The sequence below is a fragment of the Dyella sp. genome (genome assembly GCF_051954575.1).
Lineage (GTDB): Bacteria > Pseudomonadota > Gammaproteobacteria > Xanthomonadales > Rhodanobacteraceae > Dyella_B.
Genome location: NZ_JBQCHP010000048.1, coordinates 1 through 12,246 on the forward strand (window position 1 = coordinate 1; position 12,246 = coordinate 12,246).

General features: G+C 63.2%; 12 protein-coding genes and 1 riboswitch. Of the genes, 7 read left to right on the forward strand and 5 right to left on the reverse strand.

Annotation, left to right across the window (positions count from 1 at the left end; translation table 11 throughout):
* The 3 genes from ACTHNE_RS06915 to ACTHNE_RS06925 form a co-directional block, all read left to right on the forward strand.
* A partial coding sequence (locus tag ACTHNE_RS06915; protein WP_440268853.1) for an MFS transporter occupies positions 1–1,203 on the forward strand: 1,203 nt, incomplete at its 5' end.
* A 34-nt stretch (positions 1,204–1,237) separates the two neighbouring features.
* Complete coding sequence (locus ACTHNE_RS06920) at positions 1,238–2,278, forward strand: aldo/keto reductase (protein WP_440268854.1); 1,041 nt, start codon at positions 1,238–1,240, stop codon at positions 2,276–2,278.
* Between the two features lie 23 nt (positions 2,279–2,301).
* Positions 2,302–3,318, forward strand: a complete 1,017-nt coding sequence (locus tag ACTHNE_RS06925) for a zinc-binding alcohol dehydrogenase family protein (RefSeq protein ID WP_440268855.1) — start codon at positions 2,302–2,304, stop codon at positions 3,316–3,318.
* 72 nt (positions 3,319–3,390) lie between these two features.
* Here ACTHNE_RS06925 and ACTHNE_RS06930 read toward each other — a convergent pair whose 3' ends face one another.
* Together ACTHNE_RS06930 and ACTHNE_RS06935 are read right to left on the reverse strand one after the other, a co-directional pair.
* Complete coding sequence (locus tag ACTHNE_RS06930; protein ID WP_440268856.1) at positions 3,391–3,963, reverse strand: ferritin-like domain-containing protein; 573 nt, start codon at positions 3,961–3,963, stop codon at positions 3,391–3,393.
* A gap of 105 nt (positions 3,964–4,068) precedes the next feature.
* Complete coding sequence (locus ACTHNE_RS06935; RefSeq protein ID WP_440268857.1) at positions 4,069–4,458, reverse strand: DUF3224 domain-containing protein; 390 nt, start codon at positions 4,456–4,458, stop codon at positions 4,069–4,071.
* An 84-nt stretch (positions 4,459–4,542) separates the two neighbouring features.
* Here ACTHNE_RS06935 and ACTHNE_RS06940 point away from each other — a divergent pair, with 84 nt between their 5' ends.
* Positions 4,543–5,355, forward strand: a complete 813-nt coding sequence (locus ACTHNE_RS06940; RefSeq protein ID WP_440268858.1) for a DUF6597 domain-containing transcriptional factor — start codon at positions 4,543–4,545, stop codon at positions 5,353–5,355.
* A gap of 61 nt (positions 5,356–5,416) precedes the next feature.
* Here the strand turns inward: ACTHNE_RS06940 and thiC are convergent, their stop codons facing one another.
* The gene (gene thiC / locus ACTHNE_RS06945; RefSeq protein WP_324946856.1) at positions 5,417–7,294 is read right to left on the reverse strand and encodes a phosphomethylpyrimidine synthase ThiC; all 1,878 of its coding nucleotides are present in this window, start codon (positions 7,292–7,294) and stop codon (positions 5,417–5,419) included.
* 108 nt (positions 7,295–7,402) lie between these two features.
* Positions 7,403–7,497, reverse strand: a riboswitch (TPP riboswitch).
* A 72-nt stretch (positions 7,498–7,569) separates the two neighbouring features.
* Complete coding sequence (locus tag ACTHNE_RS06950) at positions 7,570–8,223, reverse strand: TetR/AcrR family transcriptional regulator (protein WP_324946853.1); 654 nt, start codon at positions 8,221–8,223, stop codon at positions 7,570–7,572.
* Between the two features lie 106 nt (positions 8,224–8,329).
* Between ACTHNE_RS06950 and ACTHNE_RS06955 the strand changes: the two genes are divergently transcribed.
* From ACTHNE_RS06955 to ACTHNE_RS06965, 3 genes are all read left to right on the forward strand, one after another.
* Positions 8,330–8,638 carry a hypothetical protein gene (locus ACTHNE_RS06955; RefSeq protein WP_324946850.1) on the forward strand — a complete coding sequence of 103 codons (309 nt, stop codon included), beginning with the start codon at positions 8,330–8,332 and terminating at the stop codon, positions 8,636–8,638.
* A 164-nt stretch (positions 8,639–8,802) separates the two neighbouring features.
* On the forward strand, positions 8,803–9,462 hold the full coding sequence (locus tag ACTHNE_RS06960) for a protein-L-isoaspartate O-methyltransferase family protein (protein ID WP_324946848.1): 660 nt from the start codon (positions 8,803–8,805) through the stop codon (positions 9,460–9,462).
* Between the two features lie 29 nt (positions 9,463–9,491).
* Complete coding sequence (locus ACTHNE_RS06965) at positions 9,492–10,832, forward strand: TolC family outer membrane protein (RefSeq protein WP_324946846.1); 1,341 nt, start codon at positions 9,492–9,494, stop codon at positions 10,830–10,832.
* 108 nt (positions 10,833–10,940) lie between these two features.
* Here the strand turns inward: ACTHNE_RS06965 and waaA are convergent, their stop codons facing one another.
* Entirely contained in the window at positions 10,941–12,245 is a 1,305-nt protein-coding gene (waaA, locus tag ACTHNE_RS06970) for a lipid IV(A) 3-deoxy-D-manno-octulosonic acid transferase (RefSeq protein ID WP_324946844.1), read from the reverse strand.
* Position 12,246 lies beyond the last annotated feature (1 nt).

Sequence of the window (12,246 nt, forward strand, 5' to 3'; positions counted from 1 at the left end):
TCCCCTTCCCGCGCCATGCCGGCGGCACTGTACGCGCTGGCTGCCGGCGCCTTCGGCATCGGCACCACCGAGTTCGTGATCATGGGTTTGCTGATCCAGGTGGCCGCCGATTTGAAAGTGACCATCGCCACCGCCGGCCTGCTGATTTCCGGCTATGCCCTGGGCGTGTTCGTGGGTGCGCCGGTACTGACCGTCGCCACCAGCCGCTGGCCGCGCAAGGCGGTGCTGATCGGCCTGATGGCGATCTTCACCCTCGGCAATCTGTGTTGCGCGATGGCACCCAATTACACGCTGCTGCTGCTGGCGCGCGTGGTCACTTCCCTCGCGCACGGCACCTTCTTCGGCGTGGGTTCGGTGGTGGCGACCAGCCTGGTGCCGGCCAATCGCCGCGCGTCGGCCATCTCGATCATGTTCACCGGCCTGACCATCGCCACCCTGCTCGGCGTGCCGGCGGGCGCGTGGCTGGGTTTGCATTTCGGGTGGCGCTCGACGTTCTGGGCAGTGGCGGCGATCGGTGTGCTGGCGATGCTGGTGATCGCGGCGCTGGTGCCCGCCGATCACGAACACGGCAAGCGCATCGCCGTGCGCGATGAACTGCGCGCCATCGGCCAGCCTTCCGTGCTGCTCGGCTTGTTGATGACGGTGCTGGGCTTTGCCGGCGTATTTACCGTGTTCACCTATATCCAGCCGATCCTGACCGAAGTGACCGGCTTCGCACAGGGCGCGGTGTCACCGATCCTCTTGGTGTTCGGCGTCGGATTGATCGCCGGCAACCTGCTCGGCGGCAAGCTGGCCGATCGTCATCTCACGCGCGCGCTGTGGTCGACCCTGGTGGCGCTGATCGTGGTGCTCGGTACGATGAGCTTCGCGCTGCATAGCAAAGCACTGGCGGTGCTGTTCGTCGGCCTGCTTGGCGTCGCGGCATTCGCGACGGTGCCACCGCTGCAACTGTGGGTGCTGCACAAAGCCAACGATGCGAAGCACCTCGCTTCCAGCTTGAACATCGGCGCTTTCAATCTGGGCAATGCGCTGGGCGCATGGCTGGGTGGCGTGGTGGTGGCGCGCGGCCCCGGCCTTGGCGCGCTGACCTGGGTCGCGGCGCTGGTCACTTTTTCCGGCTTGCTGATTGCGCTGTGGGCGCAGCAGCGCGAAAGCGCGCTTGCACGGCTGCCGGCCCGCGCCTGCCCGGGCAGCGGCGCGTAATCGACCAATCTTTGTGCTCAAAGGAAAAACGACCATGGAATACCGATTTCTCGGTGCCTCCGGCTTCAAGGTCCCCGTGCTCGGATTCGGCGCGGGCACCTTCGGCGGCAAAGGGCCGCTGTTCAGCGCCTGGGGCAATGCCGATGCGACCGAAGCGCGGCGCCTGCTCGATATCTGCCTGGACGCCGGCGTAAACCTGTTCGACACGGCGGACGTCTATTCGGATGGCGCTTCCGAAAGCATTCTCGGCGATGCGCTCAAGGGGCGCCGCGATCAGGCGATCATCTCCACCAAGCTCACCCTGCGCAGCGGCGACGGCCCGAACGATGTTGGCGCATCGCGGCATCATCTGGTGACGGGTGTCGAGCGCGCACTCAAGCGGCTCGGCACCGATTACATCGATCTGCTGCAACTGCATCACTTCGACGCCATGACGCCGGTGGAAAGCGTGATGCGCACGCTCGACGACCTGGTGCGCGACGGCAAGCTGCGTTACGTAGGCGCGTCGAACTTCTCCGGTTGGCAGCTGATGAAATCGCAGGCTATCGCCGACCGATTTGGCTACACGCGCTTTGTCGCCAACCAGACGTACTATTCGCTGATCGGCCGCGATTACGAGTGGGAGCTGATGCCGTTGGGCCTGGACCAGGGAATCGGCGCGCTGGTGTGGAGCCCGCTCGGCTGGGGCCGCCTCACCGGCAAGATCCGTCGCGGCCAGCCGCCGCCGGAAGGCAGCCGGCTGCATGAAACGGCCGGTTTCGCGCCGCCGGTAGAGGAAGAGCGGCTGTTCCGCGTGATCGACGCGCTGGACGAGATCGCGGCGGAAACCGGCAAGAGTGTGCCGCAGATTGCGCTCAACTGGCTGCTGCAGCGTCCTACCGTATCGAGCATCCTGATCGGCGCGCGCAACGAGCAACAACTGCGGCAAAACCTGGGCGCGATCGGCTGGGCATTGACACGCGAGCAGATCGCGCGACTGGATGCCGCCAGCGCCGTCACGCCGCCTTATCCCTATTACCCGTATTGGAACGGGCAGTTCGCCGAACGCAATCGGCCCGCTGTGCCGATCGCATGATCTCTCGACCTGGAGCTCGCACGATGAAAGCCGTCGCCCTCACCCGTTACCTGCCCATCGACGATCCGCAAGCGCTGGTCGATGTGGAGCTGCCCACGCCGCAGATCGGCGCGTACGATCTGCTGGTGCGCGTGGAGGCGGTGTCCGTCAATCCTGTCGATACCAAGCTGCGCTCGCCCAAGCCGAATGTGGAAACGCAACCGCGCGTACTCGGCTTCGACGCCGCCGGCACGGTGGAAGCGGTCGGCGCCGAGGTCAGCGGTTTCAAGCCGGGCGATGAGGTGTATTACGCCGGCGACGTCACCCGCCCCGGCAGCAATGCGCAGCATCAGGCGGTGGACGCGCGGCTGGTTGCGCATCGGCCGCACCGGCTGGATGCAGCCGCTTCCGCGGCGCTGCCGCTGGTCACGATCACTGCGTGGGAGCTGCTGTTCCATCGCATGCCTTATTCGCCGGAACACGGCGGCGACGGCAAGTCGTTGCTGGTGATCGCCGGTGCCGGCGGCGTGGGCTCGATCGCGATTCAACTGGCGCGCCGCGCTGGCTTCACCGTGATCGCCACCGCGTCACGACCAGAAACGCAGGCATGGTGTCGCGCGATGGGCGCGCAGCACGTCATCGATCATCGCCAATCGCTCACAGCGCAGCTGAAGGCGCTGGGTTTCGAGCACGTCGACGCCGCCATCAACCTGGCCGACACCGTGCATTACTGGACCGAACTGGGCGAGCTGCTCGCGCCGCAAGGCCATGTCGGCCTGATCGTGGAACCGACCTCACCGGTGCACATCGGCGATCCCTACAAGGTCAAATGCATCGGCATCCATTGGGAAATGATGTTCGCACGCCCTCGCTTCAAGACGCCCGACATGGCCGAACAAGGCCGCCTGCTGGCACGCGTCGCGGCCTTGATCGACGAAGGCGAGCTGCGCGGCATCCAGCGCGAAACGCTAGGCCCGATCAATGCGGAAAATCTGCGCGAAGCGCATCGGCGATTGGAATCGGGAAGCACGATCGGCAAGCTGGTGGTTGCGGGTTGGTAGCTTCGCATCCACCGCGGCGGTCATTCCCGCGAAGAAGCGCATACGCTTCGCTCGCGGAAATAACCGCCGCCATCAATGATGCACCGCCGGCTTCGCCGGTTCGCCTTTCTTGCCCAGCTCCTCGAGCAAGGTGCGCAGATCATCGGCGTGCTCTTCCTCCTTCGCCAGGATTTCCTCCATGACACGGCGCGACGAAGGATCGTCGTTACCCAGGTATTGCACGATGTCGCGATAGCTGTCGATGGCGATGCGCTCGGCGACCAGGTCTTCCTTGATCATATCGACCAGGTCGCCGCCTTCCACGTAATCGGAATGCGCGCGTGTGAGCAAACCGTCCGGATTGAAATTCGGCTCGCCCTCGAGCTGCGTGATGCGCCGCGCGAGCATGTCCGCGTGTTGCTCTTCTTCCTGCGCATGCTCCAGGAATTCCGCCGCCACGCTCTTGGCGTGAATGCCCGAGGCCATGTAGTAGTGCCGCTTGTAGCGCAGCGTGCAGACGATTTCGGTGGCCAGCGCTTCGTTGAGCAGCTTGATCACGGTGTCGCGATCGGCCTTGTAGCCTTCGGTGATCGCGCCCTTGTCGATGTGTTCGCGGGCGCGCTTGCGGATGGTCTGGATGTCCGTGAGGAAGGGCTTGGACGCCATGGCTGTCTCCTGTATCCGGCCAGTCGGGACTGCTCCATCCATCCTGTCTTCACTGCCGCGAAGCACGGGTGAAATTGAGGTCGCGAATGCGTTCCGCTGCTTCGCTTATGGAAGTGTGTAGTCGAAAACGTAGGAGTGCTTGCCATCCTCGATCTGGATCTGCATCGTTCCCAGCAAGCCGGCCAGGGCATCCGTCCCCGAATCCGGCACCACCGTGATCGTCAGTTGCGGCGCGCCGCGATCCATGATGCCGTAATGCTGCAGCACGAAGCTGCCCTGTTTGCCGTGCAAGGTGCCGATTACACGCTCGATCGCCACATAACCCGCCGAGCCTTGCACCTGTCCCATCGCCGAGAGCATTTCGCCCAGGCTGGTGGCCTCAAGATCGCCGTGGAACTGCTTGTCGATGGTCATCCGCCCCAGGTTCGCCGGCTCGATGCCAGGCGCCGCGGGTTGCGGGGTCAGCTTTACGTCAAAAGGTCCGTTTGCCTGCATGATAGGTTCCGGTTCGCATTGCAGACGCGACATTATTACAACGGCGGACATGGCGATTGGAAAAACGCGACAGTTGGGGACTGCATGACGATTGACTTGGGCAAGCCTCGCGGCGTCTTGCACCCGCGATTGGCGCACGGTGAATTCCTGCATGCGCGCCGCACGCCGTCCCTTGCGCTTGCAGGCGTGGTGGAGCATTACTGGCACGTAGCCTGGGACTTGCGCGGGCTCCCGGCGCAGCAGCAGGAAACGCTGCCGCATCCAAATGTCCACTATGTGATCGAGCCGGCCTTGACCGCCATCTATGGCGTGCACACGGGCCGCTTCGTTCGATTGCTTGAAGGCAAAGGGCAAGTGTTCGGCATCAAGTTCAAGGCCGGTGGCTTTTTCCCGTTTTACGACAAGCCGGTTTCGGAGCTACGGGATCGCTCGCTCGATCCGTGCCAGATCTTTGGAGATGACGCGGGCGGCTTCGAAGCGGAAGTGCTTGGGGCGACGAACGTCGATATCATGGTCGCGGCCGCCGAGCGCCTGTTGTTCACGCACCTGCGGAACGTGGATTCGAATGTTGCTCGCGTGAGCGAACTTGTGGCCGGCATTGCGGCAGATCGCAACCTGACCTCGGTCGATGCGCTGGCCCAGCAGGCCAAGCTCACCAAGCGCGCTTTGCAAAGGTTGTTCAATCAGTACGTGGGCGTCAGTCCCAAATGGGTGATCAACCGCTACCGGCTGCACGAAGCCGTTGCGCAAATGCAGGCAGGTGTATCGGTATCGTGGATGGAATTGGCGTTGACGCTCGGCTATTTCGACCAGGCGCATTTCATTCGTGATTTCCGCAAGCTGGTGGGACGTTCGCCTGCGGAATACGCTCGTGCGGAAGGTCGTTTGGGTGACTGAGCGAATGTTTGCTCCCTCCCCTGCATGCAGGGGAGGGATAGATGGCGGCAAGCTTTGACCATCACGCCTTGTGATAAACCTCCGCGCCCTGCGCGCGGAATTCGGCCGCCTTCTCCGCCATGCCTTCGTCCAGCGCGACGGTTTCTTCCACGCCGTGTTCGGCGGCGTAATCGCGCACATCCTGGGTGATCTTCATCGAGCAGAACTTCGGACCGCACATCGAGCAGAAGTGCGCGGACTTGTGCGCATCCTTCGGCAATGTCTCGTCGTGGAATTCCTTGGCCTTTTCCGGATCCAGGCCAAGATTGAACTGATCGTCCCAGCGGAATTCGAAGCGCGCCTTGCTGAGCGCATTGTCGCGCACCTGCGCACCGGGATGACCCTTGGCGAGATCGGCGGCATGCGCGGCGATCTTGTAGGCGATGATGCCGTCGCGCACGTCCTGCTTGTTCGGCAGGCCCAGATGCTCCTTCGGCGTGACATAGCAGAGCATGGCAGTGCCGAACCAACCGATCATCGCCGCGCCGATCGCGCTGGTGATGTGGTCGTAGCCGGGCGCGATGTCGGTGGTGAGCGGCCCGAGCGTATAGAACGGCGCCTCGTGGCATTTCTCCAGCTGGCGCTCCATGTTTTCCTTGATCAGCTGCATCGGCACGTGGCCGGGGCCTTCGATCATCACCTGCACATCGTGCTTCCACGCGATCTGGGTGAGTTCGCCCAGCGTGTCCAACTCCCCGAACTGCGCGGCGTCGTTCGCATCCGCCACACAACCCGGACGCAGGCCGTCGCCAAGGCTGAAGGATACGTCGTATGCCTTCATGATCTCGCAGATTTCCTCGAAGTGCGTGTAGAGGAAATTTTCCTTGTGATGCGCCAGGCACCACTTGGCCAGGATCGAACCGCCGCGCGAGACGATGCCGGTGACGCGCTTGGCGGTAAGCGGCACGAAGCGCAGCAGCACGCCGGCGTGGATGGTGAAGTAATCCACGCCCTGCTCGGCCTGTTCGATCAAGGTGTCGCGGAACAGCTCCCAGGTGAGTTCCTCGGCCACGCCGCCAACTTTTTCCAGCGCCTGGTAGATTGGCACGGTGCCGATCGGCACGGGCGAGTTGCGGATGATCCACTCACGCGTTTCGTGGATGTTCTTACCGGTGGAAAGATCCATCACAGTGTCACCGCCCCAGCGGATCGACCACACCATTTTTTCCACTTCCTCGGCGATGCTGGAGCTGACCGCGCTGTTGCCGATGTTGGCGTTGATCTTGGTGAGGAAGTTGCGGCCGATGATCATCGGCTCGCTTTCCGGGTGATTGATGTTGGCCGGGATGATGGCGCGGCCGCGCGCCACTTCGTCGCGCACGAATTCGGGCGTGATCAGCTTCGGCAGCGAGGCGCCGAAGGATTGGCCCGGATGCTGGTGGCGCAGCGCGCTGTCTTTCAGCGCCTCGATGCGCTGGTTTTCGCGGATGGCGATGTATTCCATCTCCGGCGTAATGATGCCCCGGCGCGCGTAGTGCATCTGCGTGACGTTCGCGCCCGGCTTGGCGCGCAGCGGTGCGCGCGTGTGGCCGAAGCGCACGGCGTCGAGCTTGGCGTCTGCCGCGCGTTCGCGACCGAAGGCGGAGGTGAGGCCCGCGAGTTGATCCACATCACCGCGCTCCATGATCCATTGCGCGCGCAAGGCCGGCAGGCCGGTGGCCAGATCCACGGTGTAGTCAGGATCGGTGTAAGGGCCGGAGGTGTCATAGACAGTGATGGGCGGATTGGCTTCGCCGCCGAACAGGGTGGGTGTCTGCGCTTGCGAGATTTCGCGCATCGGCACCTTCAGGTCGGCGCGGCTGCCCTGCACGTGGATCTTGCGCGAGCCAGGAATGGGCCGGGTGACGGCTTCGGAGAGTTCTTGCGCGGCGCGCACGAGATCGGAGGGCAAGGCATTCATCGGCATTCGTCCAGTGCTCAAGCAGTGTCCCGAAGGACGCGCTTTATTGAGAAGTCCGCACGAATGTGCGGCATACCAGCAACTGAAGCGACGGCGCCAACGCATGGTGACCCATGCGACGAAGCTCCCTACACCGGTGCTAACCGGATCAGGTTCGAAGGGACTCTCTCAGCCGACTGCGGTCGGCACCCCCGCTTCCTAACTAACAACAACCCCGCTATTTGACCATGAAGCGGGGTGATAAACGAGTGCAGGCCGCAGGATGCCTTGATCCTTTAGTGCGACGGCGAATAGGCGCGCAGGAACATGGTGACGCTGGCGCGGGCGTTCTCTTCGATTTCCCGGGCGTAGGACTGCTGGCAATCCACGCAGCCGAACATGTGCCGCATCATCGAATCGCCCTTGATCAGCGAAATGAACTGCGTGGCCGCGCGCGAGATGTTGGGAATGTCGAGCTTGCCGGCATCAACCGCTTGCTGCAGCAGGCGCTCGAGCAGGGCGCGGGAACGCATCGGACCCTCTTCCCACATCAGCTTGCCATAGCGCGGATTGCCCTGGCGGCAGTCGCTGAGAATGGCGCGGAACGTGCCCACGGTTTCCGGATCGCAATCCAGGCGGGCGTGGGTGAGGGCGATGCGGTTGAGGATTTCGCCGATATCGGTATCGGACTCGAACTGATAGGTCTCTTCGGGCAGGAGATCCTGGATGCGCGCGCGGATGACCTCGCGGAACAGGTTGTCCTTATCGCCGAAGTGACTGTAGACCGTGAGCTTGGATACGCCCGCCTCCGCGGCGATTGCATCCATGCTGGTGCCGGCGAAGGCATTGCGTATGAACAGAGCCTTGGCGGCGTCGAGAATGGCCGCGCGCTTTTCCATGTCCTTAGGGCGGCCTGGCCCATGTGGCTTGGTCAGCGGGATCGAGTTCATGGATGCACCTTCACAAATCAAAAAACCCAATTTATTATACGGGTCGGTTTACTTATTTTCTGAATGATACCGAATATTTCGGCCGATGTGCGCAACTATCCCTGAAATGGCTCTCAGCGCCCCATTCCGCAAGGCCCAGCGCCTGCTGTCGGAGTGGCTGGAAGGAGGCCGGACAGCGCGCAGACAGGTGTTCGCGATCCGCGCCCTCATTCCAACCCTGGACGTCAGTGATAAGCATCGTCTGTGCCGGTGGCTCGCCTGGTGGTGCGTCGCGGCCGGCCAGCGGGGCGGATGGTTGCTCGGACGCATCGAACGGCTGGACGCCGTGCTCGGCGCAAGCACCGAAAAGGCGCTCTCACTGCTTCCGGTTGGGGTGGATTTGAGCGCCGTTCGCAATCACCGGAAAAGCGCGTAAGTGTCCGCGGACACAGAACAAAAGCATGACTTACGTCAGGTCATCGCGATGACTTCCGGCACTTCGTGCGAGGCATGATGCAACGCAACCTTACCATTGTCGAAACAGGGTCTAAACGCTTATCCTTTTTGACCTTTTTCCGATCCATATAGGCTTTGTTTTCCATGGCGATGAACTTCGATCAGGCGCGTCAAAACATGGTTGAGAACCAGGTGCGCCCCTGGGAGGTGCTGGATGGTCGCGTGCTTGACGTGCTGCGTCACGTCCGCCGCGAGGATTTCGTCCCGGCCGCCCATCGCCAGCTGGCGTTCGCCGACCTGAACCTGCCGCTCGGCCACGGCGAAGTGATGATGAAGCCGGTCGTGGAAGGCCGCGTGCTGCAGGCGCTGGCATTGAAACCCGAAGACAGCGTGCTGGAGATCGGCACCGGTTCGGGCTTTCTTACCGCCTGCCTGGCCAACCTCGCCGCGCAGGTCACCAGCGTGGACATCCATGCCGATTTCACCGCCGTGGCCAATCAGCGCCTGCAGGCCGCCGGCATCACCAACGTGCAGTTGCAGACCGGCGAAGCCGTCAACGAATGGCAGCCGCAGGGCACGTTCGATGCGGTGATTGTCACCGGCGCCGTCTACCGTATCCCCGACCGTTTCCTCGGCTGGCTCAAGCCCGGTGGCCGGTTGCTCGTCGTTCGCGGCGAGTCCCCGGTGCAGCAGGTGCTGGTGCTTACGCACGAAGGCAACGGCCGTTATCGCGAGGAAAGCCTGTTCGAGACGGATCTTCCCTATCTCGCGCACGCCGAACCTCCTCGCCGTTTCGTTTTCTGACCCCGATTTTCGAACCCACGAGGCGAACCATGCGCTTGAAGCTTCTGACCCTTGCCCTGTCCCTGGCTGCAGTTTCCCTGCCCAGCCACGGCGAGGATTTGCTGGATGCATATCGTCAGGCGCGTGCGAACGACCCTGTGCTGGCACAGGCCGACGCCACACGTCTGGCCGTGCGCGAAAATGTGCCGCAGGCGCGCGCATTGCTGTTGCCGCAGATCAATGCCGGCATGACCCTGCAGCAGCAGAGTCTTTCCGGCAGCAATAGCAGCCTGGCCCAGGGCACCGGTTCCGGTCACGAACGCACGCGCTCGATTTCGGCCAGTGTCGACCAGACCATTCTCAACCTGTCCGACATCGCGAACCTGCAAGCTGCACATTCGACCTCCGATGCGCAGGAAAAAACCTATGAGGCTGCCGCGCAGGAATTATTCGTGCGCGTGGCCTCGGCCTATTTCACGGTGTTGAATGACGAGGAGCAGCTCGCCTACGCCAAGGCCAACGAAGAAGCCTATCGCGTCACCTACGACCAGGCCGAGCAGCAGTACAAGGTGGGCATCTCCGCCGTCACCAACGTGTACCAGGCCAAGTCATATTACGAGGCTGCCAAGGCGAACACGGTCAGCGTGCAGAACACGCTGGCTAACGATCGCCAGGCGCTCAGCGTGATCACCGGCAAGCCGGTCGGCGAGCTGAGGAAGCTGCGCCCCGATCTGCCGATGGATCCGCCCACCCCGGCCGATCCGCAGAACTGGGTGGACAGCGCACTGAAGAACAACCCCACGCTGGCTTCCTCGCAGCTTTCCGTCGACGCGGCCCAGCACACCATCAACGCGGCACGCGCTGGCCACCTGCCAACCATCACCGCCAGCCTCAGCCGTGGCAAGACCACGGCATGGCTGGAGAACGGCAGCTACAACGCGCTTGGTGCAACCGGCAACGGCCGCTACGGCACTACCATCGGCGTCACGCTGTCGGTGCCGATCTTCTCCGGCGGCGCCACGCAATCGAAGGTGCGCCAGTCGATCTACCAGCGCGACGAAGCGCAGGACGCACTGGAACTGACGCGCCGCCAGGTCACGCAGAACACGCTCAACTATTACAACTCGGTGCTGGCCGGCATCAGCGAAGTGGAATCGGGCAAGGCCGCGGTGGATTCGGCGCAGAAAGCCGTGGACGCCACCAAGGCCGGCTTCCAGGTGGGTACGCAGATCATGCTGGACGTGCTGACCTCGATCCAGCAGCTGACCCAGGCGCAGAGCACCTATTCGGTCGCGCGCCATCAGCTGGTGTTGAATCGCCTGTTGCTGAAGCAATCGGCGGGCACGATCGATTACAACGATCTGGAATACGCCAATTCGTTGTTGCAGTGATCAAAAAAGGCCGGGATTCCCGGCGTTTTTTTGATCACGTAGGTTGGGGTGCAAACCCCAACGTCATCGAAAAGATACGTTGGGGTTTGCACCCCCACCAGCGGTAAATCACTCCTGCAACATCCGATCGATCAACCGCATCACCCGCCCCACCGCGCCACGCTCGCTGTCGAACACCACTCGCGCCTGACAGCCCATCTGCCTGCAGCGTGCCTCGTCCTGCAGCAGATCGAGCACTTCGGCGCCTAGCGCATTGCTTTGCATCACGCGCTTGGCGCCGCCGCCGCGGATCAGCGTGAGGGTGATTTCCTCGAAATTGAAGGTATGCGGCCCCACCAGCACCGGCCGGGACAGCGCCGCCGGCTCGAGCACGTTATGGCCACCGATCGGCACCAGGCTGCCGCCGACGAAGGCGACGTCGGAGGCGGCGAAGAACGGCATCAGCTCGCCCATCGAGTCGATCACGAATACCTGGTGCGATTCGCCGGGCACGCGGTCCGCGCTGCGCATCGCCATGCTGAAGCCCAGGCTGCGTACCGAGTGCTCCACCAGCCGGAAGCGTTCCGGATGGCGCGGCGCGATCAGCAGCAGGGCGTCCGGCAATCGCTTCAGCACCTCCAGGTGTGCTTCCAGCACGGCCAGCTCCTCGCCTTCATGCGTACTCGCGGCAATCCACACCGGCCGCAGGCGGCCCCATTGCTGACGGAACGCCTCGCCGGCTTCCGGCGCGCCGACTGGAATGGGCATGTCGAATTTCAAGTTGCCGCTGACGGTGACCTGCGCCGGATCCGCGCCCAGCAAGCGGTAGCGCGCCGCATCGGTGCGCGACTGGGCCGCGATCTGCCGCACGCAGCGCAAGGCCGAACGCAGCAGCGCACGCATCGGGGCATAACCACGCAGCGAGCGGCCGGACAGGCGCGCGTTGACGATCATCAGCGGAATGCCACGCCGGTAGCAGCCAAAATAAAGGTTTGGCCAGATCTCCGTTTCCACGATCAGCGCGAGCCGCGGCCGCACCTGCTTCAGGAAACGGTGCACGGAAAACGGCAAGTCATACGGCAGATAGACATGGAACACGCTGTCGCCGAACAGCTGCTGCACGCGCGCCGAACCGGTCGGCGTGACAGTCGTGACCACCAGCGGCGCATTTGGATAATCCTCGCGCAGCGCCTTGATCAACGGCTCGGCCGCGTTCACTTCGCCCACCGATACCGCGTGCACCCAGATGCTGCCGCGCAGATCCGGCGCCTTGAAAAAGCCGAAGCGCTCCGGCCAACGCCGGTGGTAATTGCCATAGCGCACCCCGCGCGTCAGCAGTCGCAGCACGAGCACCGGCGTGGCGAGGTACATCAGGAGGGTATAGAGATAGCGCAACGTCGATTCCTGTGCGGGACGCGGAAGTATACGGGGCATG